The sequence below is a fragment of the Taibaiella chishuiensis genome, assembly GCF_003014535.1.
GTDB classification, from domain to species: Bacteria; Bacteroidota; Bacteroidia; order Chitinophagales; family Chitinophagaceae; genus Taibaiella; species Taibaiella chishuiensis.
Genome location: NZ_PYGD01000004.1, coordinates 109,795 through 131,288, shown reverse-complemented (window position 1 = coordinate 131,288; position 21,494 = coordinate 109,795). Strand labels below are relative to the sequence as shown.

Below are 21,494 nucleotides of genomic sequence, written 5' to 3'. Positions count from 1 at the left end.
AGATAAATAAATAAACTATCTTTGGATATATTATTCACTAAACCAAACCTCTATTTATGAAAGGATTAAAACTAATGGGTATCCTGATGACCCTGTTCGCCTGTTCCTTCTTTACTTCCAGGGTGGCGGCCCAGGAATTGGTATCGGTTACAGTAGAAGCTACCCCAGCCGCCTATGACCAGATGGTTGCACAGAATGGCGCCCTGATCGAATCGAGTGCTGATGGTCTTTATCGAGTGGTACCGGGCGGCGGCACTTATAACCCTCCCCCCATGCCGCTCTGCTTCGACGAATTGACAACGGCCTTCGTTGCCCGGATGCAACAGGCAGCCAATCAATGTTGCTGCAGGGTGCATTTCTGTGTAAGGAGGAGCGATTGCGCTTTTTACGCCATGTATATCGACCCGGTTTTCAGCCCCGGCTGTCAGCCTGCCCCTTATCAGTACCAATTCCATTTCCTGGCTTACCTGGTAAGCCAGCCTTAGTATAACATACTAGCTGATTCAACAATAGAACGGCCGTCTTCTGCAGGGAAGACGGCCGTTTTGTATGCAATAAACAACTATAAGCCACGGGTATCAAAGGCGAAGGCCAATACACCGTGCTTCCGGCAATAGCAAACACTTACTAATACATCCGCCAATACATTTTATGATATAAGGACTCGAGCCGCGATAATTTACGCATCAGCTCCCGTACCGGCACATGGAGTTCCGGGACCGTGCTATCCAGCCAGGCATCTACCCAGGTCATTACGTGTTTTTCTTCCGCTGATCCTTTCAGTACGACTACCCTGCGCGACTCCCGCTCCGGGTAGCGAAGAAACAGGTGTTCATATTTCAACACATCGTCGAGCGTAGGTAATACCTTTAAATACAATTCCCAGGTATTGCCGTAATTGGTTTCCCAACATGCCTCCAGCGAACCGCCATCGCGATAGATATCGGCATAGGCAAGGAAAAGCAAGCGTTCTTCGATAAGCTCCAGCGCTGCGGCTTCGGGAGCAGCAGTATTAAAGCGCAATGTGAAATGGCCGGCCTCCGGTACACGCTCCCCTGCAAGTTCCCGTACCCAGGCCGGGTAATCGCCTATGATCACCTCATCGCGCACCCTACCGCCACAGCTCAATACCGCTTTGGGTTTCATACCCTGGTGATGCAGTCCCCGGCTTAAAAATTCTATCTCCCATCCCCTGCCTGTTTCATCACGAAGGGCTTTTATTTCTGTCAGGCCCAGCTCCGATAACCGCAGGTTATGCGCAGGCATTTCGTCTTCTTTTTTATGGTTGTTCATAGGTTCTTTTTAAAGCCGTCAATAATACATCGATCCCTTTAGCCGTTGCAGCGGTAGCGGCATTGGTAAAAATAATAAAAGCAATATTCTGTTCCTTTACCACTTGTACCCTGGTTATAAAAGCACCGGCATTGCCTTCGTTGCTGGCCACAAGATACCGGCCTGCGCTGTCTTTTTCGGTAAACCAACCATAGGCAAAACCCGGCCGGCCGTATAACAATTGATCCGTAACGGCCCGGGATAACAGGCTGGGCACAGGTTTCAGGAACTCCTGGATAAACCGGGCATAGTCCGGTAGGGTAATGTTGATATTACCCGCCGACAAAAGCCAGTCCAGTTTGTAATGATCGAAAGGCGCCAGGGGGTTCCCGACAGCATCATGCCCCCAGGTTTGTAAGGTATCGGTACCATTGGGATATCCGAAACCGAAAGCTATACCCAGTGTATCGCCCAGCTCTTTGACCAGGGTTTTGTAACTGCGGCCGCTGGCTTTTTCAAGCATCAGTCCGGCAAGGATATAACCGGTATTGGTGAGGTAGAAACCCTCATCGGGAGCCACCGGCTTTTGCCGCAGCAGGTATTGTGCCAGGGCATAGCGCTGTTGCGGTTCATTGCCGGTAATCTGCTCGCGCAGCGGGCTTCGAACGGTATAGGTATAAGGCGGCAAGGCAGCGCGGAAGCTCAGTAAATCATCCAATGCATAATCAACTGAGGTATCTATCCGTTCTTTTTTCAGTTCCGGAAACAGGGAAAAGAAGGTAGTATGCCAACTGATCTGCTGTTGTGCCACCAGGCGTGCAGCGATAAAAGCCGTAATGGCCTTGGTATTGGACCCGATATGAAACCGGTCCTGCAGGTTGGCTTTAGCACTGCTTCCCTTCTTTTTTACCCCGGTAGCGGCCATGTCCAGTATGGTATCGGCCTTTATTACGGCGTAAGCCAGTTCAGGTATCCGGTAATGCCGCCGGATACTGTCTGCTATACGCAACGAAGGCTGCGCGTGTACCACTGCAGCTATCAGCAACAACAGTACAATACCTGTCAGTCTTCTATTCATAAGTTTTGATTTGTACACAGGAAACGTTTCCGAGTGGTACCTCCTGGGGTATGTGCCGCAATTTGCCCGAGTGCCGGTCCCGGCGGAAGACCGTGATATTGCCGCTTACCTGGTTAGCCACGATGAGGAAACGTCCTTTTTCGTCGAGGGCAAAAATGCGCGGATGCTCGCCCATCGTGGGCTGCAGGCCTATACGGCGTAAGCGGCCGTCGGACCGGATGGCAAACACGGCGATATTGTTCTCATCGCCGCGGTTGGACACATAGAGAAAACGGCCATCGGGCGAACAATGGATATCGGCGCTGTTATAGTCTTCAAGGCTGTCTTTATGAGCTGCGATATGCTGCAGCGGTTTAAGCCGGCCACGGGTATAACGGTAGGCGCTTACCCAGCCCGATATCTCTTCGATACAATAGGCGTACTTACCGCCGGGGTGAAAGGTAAAATGCCTGGGGCCACTGCCCGGCGCGGCTTTCACCTGCCCTGCCGTAGGGAGCACGATGGGTTGCGCCGCCCCGGGATCGAAGCGGTAGGAGCGGATGATATCGCTGCCCAGGTCGGGTACAAAGATGTGATCCTGGTCCGGCGACAGTTGCAGGCTATGCGTATGTGCCCCGGCCTGCCGTTCGGTAGCATGACTGCCTTCGGTATAGGCTACAGCCTGCAACAGCGGCCCGATGCGGCCGTCCCCCTCCACGGGGAATACATCGATACCCCCCTCGGTATAGTTAACGCCGAAAAGGTAACGGCCATCTTTGGTAAGCGTAGTGTATACGGGATTCTCGCCACTGCTTTTGCGGCGGTTCAGGAGGTGCAGCGCGCCGCTTGCGGTATCGATGCCGAAAGCGGCTATACTACCCGCGCCCGGGGTCCGGGTTTCGATACAGGCATATAAAAAAAGGCCATTGCCCGACAGCGCCAGGTAGGAAGGGTTCAGTATGCCCGTTAAGGTGTATAAGGGCTTCAGCAGGCCGGTCTCTGTATCCAGCTGCAGTACCTGTATCCCTTCTTTGTTTTTATCGTGGTTAAAGGTACCGGCAAACACCAGTGTCTTTTGAGCATACAAGCGGCAACAGCCGCACAACAACAGGGACAGTAGGGTAAGTAATCGGGCGGGCATAGTACGGGATAGGTAACGCTTAAAACGCGCTGCAATAAAGCTAGCGAAAACCGGGATATCCGACAGCAATGCTGCCTGCATTTATTTATCCACCGGCCGGAAAACAGAAAGGCCGGGATCAGATCCCGGCCTCTTGTTTTTACAATCAACAATTTATTACTCTTCGTCGTCAAATTCAAGCACGTCTTTGTTGGCCAGCAACAGTTCGTACTCTTCTTTGGAACCAATGATCATATCGTTGTAATCGCGGATACCTGTACCGGCTGGGATCAGGCCGCCTGTGATTACGTTTTCTTTCAGACCTACCAGGTCGTCGGATTTACCCGAGATCGCGGCGGTAGACAGTACCTTCGTGGTTTCCTGGAAGGAAGCTGCAGAGATCCAGCTGCGTGTACCCAAGGAAGCTTTGGTGATACCGAGCAGCAGCGGTGCTGAAGTAGCAGGCGTTGCATCACGGAATTCAACAATCTTCTTGTCGGCACGACGCAGGGTACTGTTTTCTTCCCTGATCTCCCTGAGGGTAGCGATCTGGCCCGGGTGCAGTTTTTCTGAATCACCGGCGTCCACAACTACCTTCTTATCGAAGATCCAGTCGTTCTCCATCATAAAGTCGTTCTTGTCCACGGTATCGTCTTCCAGGAATTTGGTATCGCCCTGGTCGATGATCCTTACTTTACGCATCATCTGGCGAACGATAACCTCAACGTGTTTATCGTTGATTTTTACACCCTGTAAACGGTATACTTCCTGGATCTCGTTTACCAGGTACTCCTGAACGGCGTGTGGTCCTTTAATGGCCAGGATATCGCTTGGCGTGGTAGCACCATCGGAAAGCGAGTTACCGGCTTTGATAAAGTCACCATCCTGTACGGTGATCTGGCGGGACAGCGGAACCAGGTATTTCTTGATCATACCTTCTTTCGCTTCTACCATGATCTCCCTGTTACCACGTTTAATGTTACCGAAGCTTACCACACCATCGATCTCGGCAACTACGGCCGGGTTAGACGGGTTACGGGCTTCAAACAGCTCGGTTACACGCGGCAGACCACCCGTGATATCTCGTGAACGTCCCATTACACGTGGTATTTTCACCAGTACCTGGCCGCTCCTTACCTTCTCGCCTTCGTTAACTACGATATGCGAACCTACCGGGAGGTTATAGGTCTTATTTTCTTTACCTTCTACAACGAGGGAAGGAATTTTCGTTTTATCTTTTGTCTCGATAACCACTTTCTCACGGTGACCGGTCTGTTCGTCGGCTTCTTCACGGAAGGTAATACCTTCGATGATGCTATCGAAGCCGATGTGACCTTCCAGTTCAGAGATGATAACGGCGTTGAACGGATCCCATCCGCAGATCGGATCGCCTTTCTTCACTTTCTGACCATTCTTCACTTTCAGGGTAGAACCGTAAGGAATGTTGTTGGTGATCATCAGGCGGTCGTTTTCAATATCCATGATACGCATCTCACCGGTACGACCGATAACCACGTTCACTTCTTCGCCTTCGTCGTTGGTATGTTTGGTGGTACGCAGACCATCGAACTGAACGGTACCGTCGAACTTAGCCAGCAATTGAGATTCAATGGCTGAGGAGTTCGCTGTACCACCCACGTGGAAGGTACGGAGTGTAAGCTGTGTACCCGGCTCACCGATGGACTGAGCAGCGATGATACCCACGGCATCACCTTTCTGTGCCATGTAACCCGTTGCCAGGTTTTTACCATAACACTTGGCACAGCAACCGCGTTTCGCTTCGCAGGTCAGTACAGAACGGATCTCTACGGTATCGATACCTGCTTCTTCGATTGCATGGGCGATATCTTCGTCGATTTCCACACCGGCATTTACGATCAGCGCATCGGTATGCGGATGGTAGATGTCGTGCAGGGAAGTACGGCCGAGGATACGGTCGAACAGCGGTTCTACGATCTCTTCGTTGTCTTTAAGGGCTGAAGTAGCCAGGCCGCGCAGGGTCAGGCAATCTTCTTCCACGATAACCACGTCCTGGGCCACATCCACGAGACGACGGGTAAGGTAACCCGCATCCGCTGTTTTAAGGGCCGTATCCGCAAGACCTTTACGGGCACCGTGGGTGGAGATAAAGTACTCCAATACACTCAGACCGTCTTTAAAGTTTGCAAGGATCGGGTTTTCGATGATCTCTGAACCGGTAGAACCACTACGACGTGGTTTTGCCATCAGGCCCCTCAGACCGGCAAGCTGCTTAACCTGCTGCTTACTACCACGGGCACCGGAATCCAGCATCATGTATACGGAGTTGAAGCCTTGTTTGTCGGCTGCCATCTCGCGGATCAGGGTCTCGGTAACTTTGATGTCCACACCGGACCAGATATCGATGATCTTGTTATAACGTTCGTTATTGGTGATCAGACCCATGTTATAGTTATCCCAAACTTCATCCACTTCGCCCTGCGCTTCATCCACCAGTTGCTCTTTCACATCGGGGATGGTAAGATCGTTTACGTTAAACGACAGACCACCACGGAATGCGGTACGGAAACCAAGTGTTTTCGCATCATCCAGGAACTTAACAGTTTGCGGGATATTGGTATTTTTCAGGATAGAACCGATGATCTCACGCAGTGATTTCTTGGTCAGCAGGGCGTTTACGAAACCATTTTCTTTCGGTACGGTCTGGTTGAACAGTACGCGGCCTACTGTGGTTTCGAGCAGTTTATTTTCCAGCTCGCCTTCTTTACTACGAACTACGGTTTTTACTTTGATCCAGGCATGCAGGTCTACACGGCCCTCGTTGTGGGCAATGATCACCTCTTCTGCACTATAGAACACTTTACCTTCACCTTTGATGATCTCGTCGCCCATAGTACGTTTACCTTTTGTCAGGTAATACAGACCGAGTACCATGTCCTGGGAAGGCAGGGTGATCGGCGTACCGTTCTGTGGGTTCAGGATATTGTGAGAGGCCAGCATCAGCATCTGGGCTTCCATAATTGCGGCATTGCTCAAAGGCACGTGTACCGCCATCTGGTCACCATCGAAATCCGCGTTGAACGCCGAACATACGAGCGGGTGGAGCTGAATGGCTTTACCTTCGATCATTTTAGGCTGGAAGGCCTGGATAGATAACCTGTGGAGCGTTGGGGCACGGTTAAGCATAACCGGGTGTCCTTTCAGTACATTTTCCAGGATATCCCAAACTACGGCTTCTTTACGTTCTACTAATTTCTTAGCGCTCTTTACCGTTTTTACGATACCACGCTCGATGAGCTTGCGGATGATAAACGGTTTGAACAGCTCGGCAGCCATATCTTTAGGGATACCACACTCATGCAGCTGCATTTCAGGACCTACCACGATTACCGAACGGCCGGAGTAGTCCACACGTTTACCCAACAGGTTCTGACGGAAACGGCCTTGTTTACCTTTCAGTACATCGGAAAGGGATTTCAGGGCACGACCGCCTTCAGCCTTAACGGCGTTAGATTTACGGGAGTTATCGAACAGGGAGTCTACCGCTTCCTGCAGCATACGTTTTTCATTACGCAGGATCACTTCCGGCGCTTTGATCTCGAGCAGACGCTTCAGACGGTTGTTACGGATAATTACACGACGGTAAAGATCGTTCAGATCGGAAGAGGCAAAACGGCCGCCATCCAGGGGAACGAGCGGGCGCAGTTCCGGTGGAATAACCGGGATATACTGCATCACCATCCATTCTGGTTTGTTCTCTACGCGGGTGTTGGCATCGCGGAATGCTTCTACCACGCCCAGGCGTTTCAGAGCCTCCTGCTTACGCTGCTGCGATGTTTCGTTGGCAGCGGCATTACGCAGGTCGTAGGACAGCTGGTCCAGGTTGAGCCTGCTGAGCAGGTCCTGGATCGCTTCGGCGCCCATCCTGGCGATGAACTTATTCGGATCATCATCAGGCAGGTACTGGTTTTCCTTAGGCAGGGCATCCTGGATGTCCAGGAACTCATCTTCGGAAAGCAGGGCCATGTAAGTATCTTCGCTATCTTTCATGCTCAGTTTCTGACGGATCAGCTCTTCGGCTTCACCGGCCTGAACGATTACATAGCGCTCATAATAAACAATACTTTCTAATTTTTTGGAGCTGGATCCCAGCAGGTAGCCGATCTTGTTCGGCAGGCTTTTGAAATACCAGATATGCACTACAGGTACAACCAGTTTAAGGTGACCCATACGCTCACGACGTACCTTTTTCTCTGTAACTTCTACACCACAACGATCGCACACGATGCCTTTATAACGGATACGCTTGTATTTACCGCAATAGCACTCATAATCCTTAACAGGGCCGAATATCTTCTCACAGAAAAGACCATCACGCTCTGGTTTATAAGTACGATAGTTGATGGTTTCCGGCTTCAGCACTTCACCGTAAGAGCGGTCAAGAATACCATCTGGCGAAGCCAGGCTTATCGTAATTCTGTCGAAACCGGATTTTGGACGGTTGTCTTTTTTAATTGCCATGTCAGCAAGGAAATTTTAAAAAGAATTTAAAAAATTATTTCAACGGGGCAGGACGTCTTGCAACGTCCTGCCTTAAACTGGTTGATTACTTGTTGTCGAAAGTCAGTTCCAGACCCAGACCACGCAGCTCGTGCACCAATACATTGAAGGATTCCGGTATGCCTGCTTTAGGAATGTTATCACCTTTAACAATAGACTCGTATGCTTTTGCACGGCCCACGATATCATCAGATTTGATGGTAAGCAGCTCCTGCAGAATGTTGGATGCACCGTAGGCTTCGAGGGCCCACACCTCCATCTCACCAAAACGCTGGCCACCGAACTGGGCTTTACCACCCAGCGGCTGCTGTGTAATGAGCGAGTATGGTCCGATAGAACGGGCGTGCATCTTATCGTCCACCATGTGGTGCAGCTTGATCATGTAGATGATACCCACGGTAGCCTTCTGGTGGAAGCGCTCGCCGGTTTCACCATCATACAGGTAAGTGTGACCGAAGCTCGGCAGTCCGGCTTCTTCGATATAATGCTTGATCTCGTTGGAAGAAGCACCGTCGAAGATCGGTGTTGCGAAACGCAGACCCAGTTTCTCACCAGCCCATCCGAGGATGGTTTCGTAGATCTGGCCAAGGTTCATCCTCGAAGGTACACCCAGCGGATTCAGTACGATATCTACCGGTGTTCCGTCTTCCAGGAACGGCATATCTTCGGCACGAACGATCTTGGCAACGATACCTTTGTTACCGTGACGACCCGCCATTTTATCACCTACTTTCAGCTTACGCTTAACTGCCAGGTATACTTTAGCCAGTTTCAGTACGCCGGTTGGCAGCTCATCACCGATAGACAGGTTGAATTTCTCACGCTTGTAACGGCCCAGCTCCTCGTTGTACTTGATGTTGTAGTTGTGCAACATCTGGTTTACCTGGTCATCTGTTTCTGCCTCTCCGGTCCAGCCCAGCGGGTGAACGTTCTGGTAGTCTACAGAGTTCAGTACTTTGGCAGAGAACTTACCGCCTTTGCTGATCACAGGCTCACCATAAGAGTTGGTTACACCCGCAGAGGATTTCTCGGCAAGCAGTACCTGTAATTTTTCCAGCAACAGTTTCTTGATCTCTTCTACGTTCTGGTGGTGTATTTTATCGATCTTCTCCAGTTCGGTCTTCTCTTTTACTTTGGCATTCTTATCTTTCTTCGCACGCTGGAACAGTTGTTTACCGATGATCACCCCTTCTACAGACGGAGAGGCTTTCAGGGAAGCATCTTTCGCATCGCCGGCTTTATCGCCGAAGATCGCGCGGAGCAGTTTTTCTTCTGGAGTCGGATCGCTCTCCCCTTTCGGAGTGATCTTACCGATCAGGATATCGCCTTCTTTAACATGAGCGCCGATACGGATGATACCGTTTTCGTCCAGGTCTTTGGTAGCGTCTTCGGAGATATTCGGGATATCTGCGGTCAGCTCTTCTTCACCCAGTTTGGTATCGCGTACCTCGAGTTCGTATTCGTCGATATGCACAGAGGTGAACAGATCTTCACGCACCACTTTCTCGTTGATTACGATCGCATCCTCGAAGTTGTACCCTTTCCATGGCATGAACGCCACTTTCAGGTTACGGCCCAGTGCCAGCTCACCGTTCTGGGTGGCATAACCCTGGGTCAGGAAGTCGCCTTCCACTACTTTCTGACCTTTGCGAACGGCAGGGCTGAGGTTGATGCTCGTGCTCTGGTTCGTTTTCTTGTACTTGGTCAGTTTGTATATTTTCAGATCATCCTCGAAAGAAACAAGACGTTGCTTTTCGGTACGGTTGTAACGTACGTGGATCTCGTTGGCATCTACATATTCTACCACACCAGGGCCTTCGGCATGGATCTGGATACGGGCATCGCGCGCCGCTTTAGCTTCCAGGCCGGTACCTACGATAGGCGCCTGCGGACGGATCAGCGGTACGGCCTGACGTTGCATGTTCGAACCCATCAAGGCACGGTTGGCATCGTCATGCTCGAGGAAGGGGATCAGGGATGCAGACAAACCAACGATCTGGTTCGGGGCAACGTCCATGTACTCCACTTCTTCCGGCTCCAGGATCGGGAAGTCGCCGGTTTCGCGTGATTTGATTTTATCTTCCAGGAATGCGCCTTTTTCGTCCAGCGGAACGTTAGCCTGCGCAATCTTTTTATCATCTTCTTCTTCAGCACTCAGGTAGAACTCATGTTTCAGATCTACTTTACCTTCTTTTACTTTACGGTACGGAGTTTCGATAAAGCCCATATCGTTGATCTTTGCGTGTACGCAAAGGGTGGAGATCAGACCGATGTTTGGTCCCTCCGGTGTTTCGATCGTACACAGACGGCCATAGTGGGAGTAGTGTACGTCACGCACCTCGAAGCCGGCACGCTCACGGCTCAGACCGCCTGGTCCGAGGGCAGAGATACGACGCTTGTGCGTGATCTCAGACAGCGGGTTGGTCTGGTCGAGGAACTGGGACAGCTGCGAAGTACCAAAGAAAGAGTTGATTACGGAGCTCAGGGTACGGGCGTTGATCAGGTCGATCGGCGTAAATACCTCGTTATCCCTTACGTTCATACGCTCGCGGATGGTACGGGCCATACGGCTCAGACCTACACCGAACTGGGCGTACAACTGCTCGCCTACGGTACGTACACGACGGTTGCTCAGGTGATCGATATCGTCGATCTCCGCTTTACCGTTCGACAGGCGAACCAGGTATTTGATGATCGCAATGATATCTTCTTTGGATAATACTTTTTTATCGTTGTCCTGGTCGAGTTCCAGTTTACGGTTGATCTTGTAACGGCCTACTTCACCGAGGTCATAACGTTTGTCGGAGAAGAACAGTTTTTCGATAATACCACGGGCAGTCTCATCATCCGGTGCGTCAGAACCACGCAGCTGGCGATAGATATGCTGTACCGCTTCCAGCTCGGAGTTGGAGGTATCTTTATTTAAGGTATTGTAGATGATGGAATAATCACCGCTCAGCTCTTCTTTCTGGATATAGATCGAATCGGCGCCCATTTCGATAATGGTATCGATATCGTCTCCGCTCAGGATGCTGTCGCGCTCGAGGATCACCTCGTTACGCTCGATGGAAACAACCTCACCGGTGTCTTCATCTACGAAGTCTTCTGTCCAGCTGCGCAGTACGCGTTCTGCCAGGCGGCGACCGATATTCGCTTCGAGCGATTTGCGGTCGGCACGTACCTCGTCAGCCATGCCGAACAGGTTCAGGATGTCTTTATCGTTTTCGTAACCGATAGAACGCAGCAGCGTAGTAACCGGGAATTTCTTCTTACGGTCGATGTACGCATACATCACGTTGTTGATATCGGTAGCGAACTCCATCCAGGCGCCCTTGAACGGGATCACACGGGCAGAGTAGATCTTGGTTCCGTTCGGGTGCGTGCTCTGTCCAAAGAACACACCCGGCGAACGGTGCAGCTGCGATACTACAACACGCTCTGCACCATTGATCACGAAAGTACCACGCGGGGTCATGTATGGGATATTACCCAGGAACACATCCTGTACGATGGTTTCGAAATCAACGTGCTCTTCGTCATTACAACTTAAACGGAGCTTCGCTTTCAGCGGCACCGAATAAGTCAACCCACGCTCCATACACTCTTCGATGGTGTAGCGCGGCGGATCGATGAAATAGTCGAGGAATTCCAGCACAAAGATGTTACGCGTATCCGTGATCGGGAAGTTCTCCTTGAACACGCGGAACAGGCCTTCTACATCACGCTTATCGGGCGTGGTTTCGAGTTGGAAGAAATCCTGAAAAGACTGCAGCTGAATGGCAAGCAAATCGGGGCTATCTGCTACATCATGGATTTTAGCAAAGTTGACGCGGCCGGTTTGTGTGCGTTTTGAGACGTTAGACATAGTATTTTACACTAATTATTTGCAAAGAACAAAATAATCCCACCCCAAAAAGAGGGTTCTTTTTGAGATAGGTTTAGCAATAAATTTTAAAAAAGTTGGACCAAAAGTTTTTTTGCACGTATGTTCTCCCAATTAAGGGGAAGCAAAGTTACAAAAGAAAATTTTATTCAGCAAATTTTGTTCCAAAAATGGATTTTAGAGATCATTTATTGAAAAATCAAGAAAATTTATAGGTTCTTCTTTGTCAGCCAGTAAATAACAAAAAATTTACAATTTAAGCAATTTCTAAAATTATACCAGCCACTGGTCCGTTCTTCACTGCGAGGTGTCTTTTATTACAGGCATTACAGGTTCGTAAACCAGCAGATGCCCCCGGATAAAAGCGGTCCGGCTTAAACGACGAAAAAGATATCACAACTCGAAACAACTGGTAACAAAAAAATACATTAATCCCTATTTCATTCCCCTTTTACGCAATATGCTTACCCGGAGGCTGCAATGCAGCAGGTTGATAACCATAGGCGAAAAAACCGGGACCATACTTTCATGATACCCTTTATGAAGTCTGCACGATTACTTTATACCGGCTTTGTATTCCTCCTGGCAGTCCTGCTGGTGCAAAATACCGAAACCGCAGCCCAGAATGCTACGTTCGTAACCCCTTATGCACCGGAACAGTTTCCCTGCGGCGCCATTACCGTTTGCAGCGAGATGCAACAACCAGGTAAGGGCCGCAGCGGCCCTTACACGAAGAACCTTTGGGGGGAGGCATTCAACGATATAGAAAGTGCAACACATAAAAGCGGAAAGTCCTGAAGGACTTTCCGCTTTTATTTTACCCTATGGCTACCGGGTTAATCCATGCTCTGTTTGATATGGATATCCACATTATCGCCCTCGGGCACCTTATTGGGTTCGTTCATTTCGTTGATCGCTTCGGGTTGTTGCAGATATACTACTGCTGTAGTGGTATCCGTAATGGGACCTTCAAAGCTGGCGGTATACTGCAGGTTGCTGCCACTCAGCACGGCAATGGCCTCGGGATAGGTCATACCGGTAAGGTCCGGTACATTAATCTCTTTATTGCCAAGCCCGTCGCCGATCACGAGGTCAATTTTGCTGCCCTGCGGTATCGGTTGTCCCGGTGCAATCTCTTTGCCGTTAAACATCTGGACCAGCACGGCTCCCCGGGCCATATCGGGGCGCATGGTGGTATCGCCGAGCAATAGCTTATTGCTCTTGAGCAACATCTCTGCGCTGCGGTACGACATATTAACCAGGTTGGGCATGGGAATGCTCAGCGGGCTTTGCTTGTTGATCGTAAGAAAAATAGTGCGGCCGCTTTTTACCGTAGTACCGCCTTCGGGCTGTTGGTCCAGGATAGCCATGGGCTTCTCCTCGGGTACATAGGTGGAATCGATATCTATTTCAAATCCTGCCTTTTCGAGCAAAGCAACTGCTTCAGCAAGATTTTTTCCTTTCAGGTCGGGTACCTTTACTTCCTCACCATGACCGGTGATCCAGCCCAGCGAAGCAAAGAAGAGCCAGTATAAACCGATACAGATCAGGATAATAATCAGCAGGTTGCCTAAAAAGGTTTTACGGAAAGGTCTTGACATGTTTAAACTCACTTATTGTTCAACTCTGGCAGCACAAGGCGGCCGGTATATCATCGTGCAGGGCTGTCCCGTTCAGGAAGCCAGGATCTCGTCGAGCAGGTTGCCATAGAAGGTTTCCAGGTCCATGCCTGCAGCCCTTACCTGTTGCGGCACTATGCTGTTCTCGCTCTGGCCCGGCATGGTATTGACCTCGAGGAAATAGAGTTCGTTTGTTTTTTCCTCCAGTATAAAGTCCATACGCACCACGCCGCGGCAGTTCAGTTGCTGATAAATAGCTTCGGCTTTGCGGTTCAGCTGCCCGCTGATATGGGAATCGACCGGTGCAGGCGTAATCTCGTTGGTAACGCCAACGGTGTATTTGGCCTCGTAATCGAAAAATTCATTTTTGCTCACGATCTCGGTAGCCGGCAGGGTGTAGACCTGTCCTTTGAGACTATATACGCCAATGGTCAGTTCCCGCCCCCCGATAAACTCTTCGATCAGTACCTGGCTGTCTTCGCTAAAGGCTTTTTCGATAGCGCCCACCAGTTGCTCGGGTGCGGTTACTTTACTTACGCCCAGGCTGGAGCCGCTTTCGTTGGGTTTTACGAATACCGGTAATTTCAGTTGTTCGAATACCGCGCCCAGCGAATAGGAGGCATGTTTATACAATACCACCGAGTTGGCGATATTGACAATATGATGATCTTTTACGACCTTGTTGCAAAAGCTTTTATTAAAGGTAAGTGCCGACACGATGGAGTTGCAGGTGGTGTACGGGATACGCAGCATATCGAGGTAACCCTGCAGCTTGCCGTCTTCGCCAGGCGAGCCGTGTACTGCTATAAATACCGCATCGAAGGTAATATGCCGGCCGTCCACAGTGATGGAAAAATCATTTTTATCCACGTTTACCTTGCCGCCGTCTGCCGTTTCGTGCCACCAGGCTTCGGCATTGATGATGATCTTATAAACTTCGAATCGCTCGGGATCCAGGTTTTTTTCAATGGTTTGTGCAGTACCGATCGATATCACGTATTCGCCGGAATAACCACCGGCCACCAGGGCAATTTTTTTCTTCATAAAATAGGAAACAGCAAATAGAAGACCAAAGATATACAATGCCGGATGGATTTATCCGGGAATTTTACGCAATAGGCTAAAAATTAACAACAAATATTTGCCTACCAGTCCAATGTTTGATCTTCTTTGGCTTTCTTCTCTTTCAGGATACGGGCGCTGACCATAATGGCTGCTTCGTAAAGAAAGGCCAGCGGGATAGCCACCAGGAAGATGCTGAACCAGTCGGGCGGCGTAATAACCGCAGCCAGCACCATGATGATCACGATGGCGATACGGCGCTGATCGCGCATAACCTTGGGCGTAAGGATACCCAGGCGGGACAGGAAATAGACCAGGATCGGCAGTTCGAAAACGATGCCCATACCGAGGATCAGGTCGCTCATAGTATCGTAATAGTTATCGATCGTGATAATATTCTCGAACTGCGGACTGAGCTGGTAATTGGCAAAAAAGTTGATGGTAAAAGGGGCGATCAGGAAATAGGCAAAGGCCACCCCCACGAAGAACAGGGTTGATGACCAGAAAACGATGCCCTTGGCATATTTTAGCTCCGAGGGTTTGAGCGCCGGTTTGAAAAATTTCCAGAACTCCCAGAATACATAGGGAAAAGCCAGGATAAAGCCCAGCATAAAGGATACGGAAAAGCTCATCATGAACTGTCCCGACAGCTGGTTGTTCTGGAATTTAATATTGACATCGCCGAGGCATAGCGCATCGATGTTCATCATTTTACCCAGGCTGCATAAACCTTTGTACGAAATAAAATCGTTGTTGGCAGGGCCCAGGATGATTTTCTGGAATACGAAATCGATATTGAAATACACCACCAGCGCGCCCAGGATAATGGCTACCAGCGATCTTACAATATGCCAGCGCAATTCTTCAATATGATCCGTAAAGCCCATTTCGGCGTTCGGATTACTGTTGCTGCGCTTTTCCAGGAATTTATCAAGAATACTCAAAGGAAACGGATGATTTTAGGCTTGTGCAACCATTGCGGATTTTAAGCAGGGAGCAGATCAGATCTTCTCTACCCTGCGTTCGTGCCTGCCTCCTTCGAAGGGAGTGCTCAGGAACAGTTCAGCCATTTTCTGCGCCGTAGCATAATCTACAAAACGCTCAGGCATACACAGTACATTGGCATTGTTGTGCTGGCGGGCCAGCATGGCCAGTTCTTCATTCCAGCATAAAGCCGCACGGATACCCTGGTGTTTATTGGCAGTCATACATACGCCGTTGCCGCTGCCGCAGATCAGGATACCGGCTGCCGCCGCACCTTCTTCTACCATAGTGGCCACCGGGTGGGCATAATCGGGATAGTCGGTAGACTCTTCCGAAAAGGTACCTTTATCCTCCACAGTCATCCCCTTCTGGATCAGGTACTGTTTCAGCTGCTCTTTGTATTTGAAGCCGGCGTGGTCGCTGCCGATGGCAATAGGCAATGAGGTATTGAATGTAGTCTGCATAAGATTGCAAAGTTAAGACGATATATTGGAAATGTGGGGGTATAAACCGGTTAAGGGTTTGGTAAGCCGTAAATATTTTTTATACCTATGCTCAATGCCGTTGTACCTGCCGGAAATAACCCTCCAGTGTGGCGGCCACCACATCCCAGTCGAAGCGGCTGCGGATCACCGCCCTGCCCTGCTCACCGGTATCGCGCCGCAGTTGTTCCGATCCCAGCAGCCGGATACAGGCCCCGGCAAATACTTCGGTTTCGAGTGCCAGGATCACGCCTTCGCCCGAACTGATGTCCAGGCCGTTAAACCCGATGTTGCGGCTTACCACCGGTACTCCCATGGCCATGGCTTCCAGCACTTTGTTCTGCGTGCCGGCGCCGAAGCGCAGCGGCGCCACCACAATCGAGGCTTTGCGGTACATGGCCGACAGGTCTTTTACAAAACCGGTTACTTCGATATCGGGCCCGGCAAGCTCGAGCACTTTTTTCACCGGCCGCTGCCCGGCAATAATAAACCGTACCCCGGGCACCTGTTCTCGGATCAGGGGAAAAATGTCGCGGACAAAATAGCCGACCGCGTCCACATTGGGCGCATAGTCCATATTGCCGGTAAAGAGTATATGTTTAGCGTGGGTATAATCGTGGGCTTGCTGCGAAAAGGTGGCCAGGTCTACCCCATTGGGCAGGAGTTGTACATTGCTGATGCCGCGTTCCTCGCGCAGGTAAGCCTGGTCTTCGCGCGAGCATACCAGCGACAGGTCATAGTCTTCCAGTACCTGTTCGTAGGCAAATACGCGTTGCTGCTCGGTTTGGGTAAACCATTTCATGATGCCCTTTTTGGCGGCCACCCGCCGTTTCCAGTACAGGGAGTAGGCATCGGGCAGATCGAGAATGCGGGGCACCTCTTTAATACCGGCCCAATACTGGGCCATGCGCAGGTGTTGTACATGCACGGCATCGTAGCGGTGTTGCGCCTGCAGCGTTTCGATCTGTTTTTGCATAGCCGCCGAGCTGAAATACCTTACCTGGAAAGGTTCGCGGCGAAACAGGGCCATAAGACTATTACAGTAGGAGGCCATCCTGGGCAGGGGCACCAGGTGTATTTCGGTAAAGATTTGCTGTAGCTCGGGCAGGTAACGCAGGTCCTTTTTATCCTGCAGGAAGGTAACCAGGTGTAACTCGTGGCGCTTAGCCAATCGCTTGGCCAAATGATATATTTTAAGCTTGTCGCCGCGGTAAGGCGGGTAAGGAAATCGATTTGCGGTAAAAAGTAGCTTCATTAAAAATTAAAACAGCTCAGGGCTCAAAGATAAGGGAAAAGACGGGGTAAAGCCGCCCGGCAGGCGCCGAAGCGGGGCCATAGGTCCTGTAAAAAAGAAACAGGCAGGTTACTGAGCCTGCCTGTTCTTCGCTATGAATAGCATACGTAATGCCAATTACTTTAATATCTCGTGTCCCAGTTTATCCCTTTTGGTCTGCAGGTAAAACTCGTTATGTGGATTGGGCGCGATCTCGATCGGCACGGTATCCACGATTTCGATACCATAACCGAGCAGGCCTGCACGTTTGCGCGGGTTATTGCTCATCAGTCTTAACTTGGTAATGCCCAGGTGACGCAGGATCTGCGCGCCTACGCCGTAATCGCGTTCGTCCATTTTGAAACCCAGGGCCAGGTTGGCTTCTACGGTATCTTTACCTTCTTCCTGCAGCTTGTAGGCTTTCAGTTTATTGATCAGGCCGATGCCGCGTCCTTCCTGGTTCATGTACAAGACACAGCCTTTGCCTTCGCGCTCTACCATTTCCATGGCAGCCTGCAGCTGTTCGCCGCAGTCGCAACGCAGGGAGTGCAGGATATCGCCGGTAAAGCAGGAGCTGTGTACGCGGGTCAGTACGGGTTCATCTTCTTCCCAGGTACCTTTGATCAGGGCAATATGCTGTTCGCCGGTATTTTTCTGGCGGAAGGCTACGAGGTCGAACACACCATGTTTGGTCGGCATTTTTACACGTACTTCTTCCTCGATCAGGCTTTCTTTTTCGAGCCGGTAAGTGATCAGGTCTTTAATAGTAATGATCTTCAGGTCGAATTTTTTGGCGGTCTCGATCAGTTCGGGCAAACGGGCCATAGTCCCGTCGTCGTTCATGATCTCTACCAGTACGCCGGCAGGTTCGAAACCGGCCAGGCGGGCCAGGTCAACCGTGGCTTCGGTATGGCCGATACGGCGCAGTACGCCGCCCGGCTTGGAGCGCAGCGGGAAAATATGCCCCGGGCGGCCCAAATCTTCGGGTTTGGTTTCGGGATTGATGAGCGCCTGTACCGTCTTGGCCCTGTCCTGGGCCGATATACCGGTAGTGCAGCCCTGACCGATCAGGTCGACCGATACGGTAAAAGGCGTCTGGTGCAGCACGGTGTTGTTTTCCACCATCAGGGTCAGGTTCAAAGCGGCTGCCCTTTCTTCGGTGATCGGCGCACAGATCAGTCCCCGTCCGTGTTTGGACATGAAATTAATGATCTCGGGGGTCACATTCCGGGCAGCGGTAATAAAATCGCCTTCGTTCTCACGGTCTTCATCATCCACAACGATCACCAGCTTGCCGTTCCTGATGTCCTCCAATGCTTCTTCAATAGTGTTAAGCATGAAACTAATTAAGATTTGTGAAACTTAATCCTGGATTTCAAACTTCCATTCTCAACTTTCAATGTTAAAAATGCAAAGGTAAGACAAGGAATCGGCAAAAAGGGCAAATGCCTAATGACTCAATTCTATATTGAAATAAACTTTGGCTAAGAGGATAAAGCCAAATACGAGGATGCAGACGGCCGAAATACGGTTAAGGTACATGATGCGGCGCAGGGTAAGCCTGCGGCGGATCTTATCGGCCAGGAATACTTTAAGGATATCGAACCCCAGTACGATACCCAGGCATACGCCGAAGAAGACGATACGCGGCGGCAAAGCAGCCCCGGCAACCGATATGGCAGAGCCTACCCACAACAGGATTACGGCCGGGTTAAGGGCATTCATCAGGAAACCGGTGCCCCAGATCTTGAAATAAGCGCCGGCGCTGATATCGAGCGCTTTGCCCTGGCTGGGGCGTTTGGGCTTGTACTTGCGCAACAGGCTCAGCAGGCCCATGCCGATAAACAATACGGAACCGATATATCCTACGGTCTTTTGGTGGGCTTCGAGAAAATTGAGCCAGTTGGTCGCAATATTGGCCAGCGTTACATAGATGATATCGCTGAAGGAAACGCCGAATATAAAGGCGATACCGGCCTTATAGCTATGGTGCATGCTATAGCGGATAACGGCGAAGAGCGTAGGCCCCACCGATATAGCCATGAACAGGCCCAGCAATACTCCTTTTATGACCGCTTCGGAAAAATTCATTGAACAGGCGGCAAAATAGCCAATTTTATTGATTCTCGTAATGAACTAAACATCTTCTTGCTCCTGCTCCCGGTAGGCCGCTTCATTATATAAACGCAACCGCTTCCGGAGACAGAGGGTAATCAGGTATACCACTACAGAATAAAAAAACGGGACGAGCAGGTAACGGTCGCTCTCCCAGGTTTCGGCTACCCAGCTTATCGTTTCTTTTCCCTCGTCCAGCCACAGTATAGCCAGCTGCAACAGGATAAACAAAGGCCAGGGTAACCAGGTACTGCCGTCTTTTAAGCCGGCAAACAGAACTAAAGTATAGGCCAGGCAGGCTATCCAGTAAGGCAGGAGCAACAATAACTCCAGGCCGGACAGTGCAGGCACGCTTCCCGTTGGCTGGTGGGCGGCTACCCAGAGGTTACCGCCCGCCAGCAGGGCAAAAACAACCGACCAGATCACGATGGCTTTGTTGACATCAGCCCGATCGTACCAGATGGTTCCGCCCTTCATTGGATCTTTTTTTTAAAACTCGCTGGTAAAATGGAACTCGATATCGGGATTATTCTGTCTTTCCGTATTCAGGAACCATTCGCTTTGCGCCAGGTATACCAGGTTACCATCCTTATCTTCCATTACATTGGCCTGTTTGAACCGTACAAAATCTTCCAGTTTTTTCTTTTCGCCGGTTATCCAGCAGGCCTTATAAAAGGCAAGCGGCACAAAGTTTACCGAGGCCCCGTACTCCTGCAACAGGCGGTACTGGATTACCTCGAACTGCAGATCGCCCACACAACCGATGATCTTACGGTTACCGTTATGCTGGGTAAACAGCTGGGCCACACCTTCGTCGGTAAGCTGGCGCAGGCCTTTTTCCAGTTGTTTGGTCTTCATCGGGTCCTTGTTTACCACCTCTTTAAAAATCTCGGGTGAGAAGCTGGGCATACCGGTAAAGTAAAAATCCGCTCCTTCTGTTAACGTATCTCCGATCTTAAAGTTGCCGGTATCGAACAAACCGACCACATCGCCGGGGTAAGCATCGTCGATTACCTCCTTCTGGCGGGCCATAAAACTATAAGGCGCGCTGAACCGCACATCCTTATCGAGCCTTACATGATGGTAATTCTTATTGCGTTCAAACCTGCCGGAACATACCCGCAGGAACGCGATACGGTCGCGGTGACGGGGATCGAGGTTGGCGTGGATCTTGAAGATAAAACCGCTGAACTTATCGTCCGTAGGTTTTACCAGGCCCTTGTCGGTCTGGCGGTCTTCGGGGGTAGGAGCAATACGGATAAAGGTATCCAGCATTTCCTTTACACCAAAGTTGTTGACCGCCGAACCAAAGAACACCGGTGCTACCCTGCCTTTCAGGTAGTCCTCAGCATCCAGGTCGCCATATACGCCCGACAGCAGTTCGGCATCTTCCCGCAACTGGGCGGCGTCACGATCCCCTACTTTCTCATCCAGCAGTTTGTCGGCCAGGTCGTGTATCGGCACACTGTTTTCATCCGTGGCTTTCTGGCCGGGTGTAAACAGGTTCAGACTCTTATCGTACAGGTTATATACCCCTTTAAACTCCTTACCCATATTGATAGGCCAGGTAAGCGGGTGCAGGGAAATATTCAGTTCTTTTTCGATCTCATCGAGCAGGTCGAAGGGGAATTTACCGTCGCGGTCCATTTTATTGATGAACACGATTACCGGGGTATCGCGCATACGGCACACTTCCATCAGGCGGCGGGTCTGTTCTTCCACCCCGTTTACGCTGTCCACCACCAGGATTACGCTGTCCACCGCGGTAAGCGTGCGGTAAGTATCTTCGGCAAAGTCCTTGTGACCCGGCGTATCCAGCAGGTTGATGAGCATGTCCTTATATTCAAAGGTCATTACCGAGGTAGCTACCGAGATACCCCTCTGGCGTTCGATCTCCATAAAGTCGGAGGTCGCTCCTTTCTTGATCTTATTACTTTTTACCGCACCGGCCACCTGTATCGCGCCGCCAAAAAGCAGGAACTTCTCGGTAAGGGTGGTTTTACCCGCATCCGGGTGCGAAATGATGGCAAAGGTTTTGCGGCGGTTGATCTCGTTAATATATTTCATTAGGTAAACAGCTGGTTTAGG

At 50.5% G+C, this 21,494-nt stretch carries 16 protein-coding genes; 2 read left to right on the top strand and 14 right to left on the bottom strand.

What is annotated here, in order from left to right:
* Positions 1 to 56 precede the first annotated feature (56 nt).
* Positions 57 to 485, top strand: coding sequence for a hypothetical protein (locus tag B0I18_RS12730; protein WP_146146736.1), 429 nt, complete (start codon positions 57 to 59; stop codon positions 483 to 485).
* A 142-nt stretch (positions 486 to 627) separates the two neighbouring features.
* On the opposite strand, the gene B0I18_RS12725 is transcribed toward B0I18_RS12730, so the two are convergent.
* From B0I18_RS12725 to rpoB, 5 genes are all read right to left on the bottom strand, one after another.
* A complete protein-coding gene (locus B0I18_RS12725) occupies positions 628 to 1,293 on the bottom strand; it encodes a hypothetical protein (RefSeq protein WP_106523102.1) in 666 nt (221 codons plus the stop codon).
* Entirely contained in the window at positions 1,280 to 2,350 is a 1,071-nt protein-coding gene (locus tag B0I18_RS12720; RefSeq protein WP_106523101.1) for a serine hydrolase domain-containing protein, read from the bottom strand. Before B0I18_RS12720 ends, B0I18_RS12725 begins: the two co-directional genes overlap by 14 nt.
* Positions 2,343 to 3,470 carry a lactonase family protein gene (locus B0I18_RS12715; protein WP_106523309.1) on the bottom strand — a complete coding sequence of 376 codons (1,128 nt, stop codon included), beginning with the start codon at positions 3,468 to 3,470 and terminating at the stop codon, positions 2,343 to 2,345. The genes B0I18_RS12720 and B0I18_RS12715 overlap by 8 nt, the downstream gene beginning before the upstream one ends.
* Before the next feature lie 156 nt (positions 3,471 to 3,626).
* A complete protein-coding gene (rpoC, locus tag B0I18_RS12710) occupies positions 3,627 to 7,949 on the bottom strand; it encodes a DNA-directed RNA polymerase subunit beta' (RefSeq protein WP_106523100.1) in 4,323 nt (1,440 codons plus the stop codon).
* Between the two features lie 85 nt (positions 7,950 to 8,034).
* Positions 8,035 to 11,853 (bottom strand): DNA-directed RNA polymerase subunit beta, encoded by a 3,819-nt coding sequence (gene rpoB / locus B0I18_RS12705; RefSeq protein ID WP_106523099.1) that lies wholly within the window; start codon positions 11,851 to 11,853, stop codon positions 8,035 to 8,037.
* 546 nt (positions 11,854 to 12,399) lie between these two features.
* Here rpoB and B0I18_RS12700 point away from each other — a divergent pair.
* Positions 12,400 to 12,669, top strand: a complete 270-nt coding sequence (locus tag B0I18_RS12700) for a hypothetical protein (RefSeq protein ID WP_106523098.1) — start codon at positions 12,400 to 12,402, stop codon at positions 12,667 to 12,669.
* Positions 12,670 to 12,707: 38 nt separating this feature from the next.
* On the opposite strand, the gene B0I18_RS12695 is transcribed toward B0I18_RS12700, so the two are convergent.
* From B0I18_RS12695 to B0I18_RS12655, 9 genes are all read right to left on the bottom strand, one after another.
* Positions 12,708 to 13,472 (bottom strand): PASTA domain-containing protein, encoded by a 765-nt coding sequence (locus B0I18_RS12695; RefSeq protein ID WP_106523097.1) that lies wholly within the window; start codon positions 13,470 to 13,472, stop codon positions 12,708 to 12,710.
* A gap of 72 nt (positions 13,473 to 13,544) precedes the next feature.
* On the bottom strand, positions 13,545 to 14,534 hold the full coding sequence (locus B0I18_RS12690; RefSeq protein ID WP_106523308.1) for a D-alanine--D-alanine ligase: 990 nt from the start codon (positions 14,532 to 14,534) through the stop codon (positions 13,545 to 13,547).
* A gap of 101 nt (positions 14,535 to 14,635) precedes the next feature.
* Complete coding sequence (tatC, locus tag B0I18_RS12685; protein ID WP_245882091.1) at positions 14,636 to 15,496, bottom strand: twin-arginine translocase subunit TatC; 861 nt, start codon at positions 15,494 to 15,496, stop codon at positions 14,636 to 14,638.
* Positions 15,497 to 15,553: 57 nt separating this feature from the next.
* The gene (rpiB, locus tag B0I18_RS12680; protein WP_106523096.1) at positions 15,554 to 16,000 is read right to left on the bottom strand and encodes a ribose 5-phosphate isomerase B; all 447 of its coding nucleotides are present in this window, start codon (positions 15,998 to 16,000) and stop codon (positions 15,554 to 15,556) included.
* 91 nt (positions 16,001 to 16,091) lie between these two features.
* Positions 16,092 to 17,201, bottom strand: coding sequence for a glycosyltransferase (locus B0I18_RS12675; protein ID WP_181358453.1), 1,110 nt, complete (start codon positions 17,199 to 17,201; stop codon positions 16,092 to 16,094).
* A gap of 228 nt (positions 17,202 to 17,429) precedes the next feature.
* Positions 17,430 to 18,629 carry a bifunctional 3,4-dihydroxy-2-butanone-4-phosphate synthase/GTP cyclohydrolase II gene (locus B0I18_RS12670; protein WP_106523094.1) on the bottom strand — a complete coding sequence of 400 codons (1,200 nt, stop codon included), beginning with the start codon at positions 18,627 to 18,629 and terminating at the stop codon, positions 17,430 to 17,432.
* Between the two features lie 111 nt (positions 18,630 to 18,740).
* Positions 18,741 to 19,382, bottom strand: coding sequence for a LysE family translocator (locus B0I18_RS12665; RefSeq protein WP_106523093.1), 642 nt, complete (start codon positions 19,380 to 19,382; stop codon positions 18,741 to 18,743).
* Positions 19,383 to 19,427: 45 nt separating this feature from the next.
* The gene (locus B0I18_RS12660; RefSeq protein ID WP_106523092.1) at positions 19,428 to 19,883 is read right to left on the bottom strand and encodes a hypothetical protein; all 456 of its coding nucleotides are present in this window, start codon (positions 19,881 to 19,883) and stop codon (positions 19,428 to 19,430) included.
* 12 nt (positions 19,884 to 19,895) lie between these two features.
* A complete protein-coding gene (locus B0I18_RS12655) occupies positions 19,896 to 21,473 on the bottom strand; it encodes a peptide chain release factor 3 (protein WP_106523091.1) in 1,578 nt (525 codons plus the stop codon).
* Between the last annotated feature and the right edge of the window lie 21 nt (positions 21,474 to 21,494).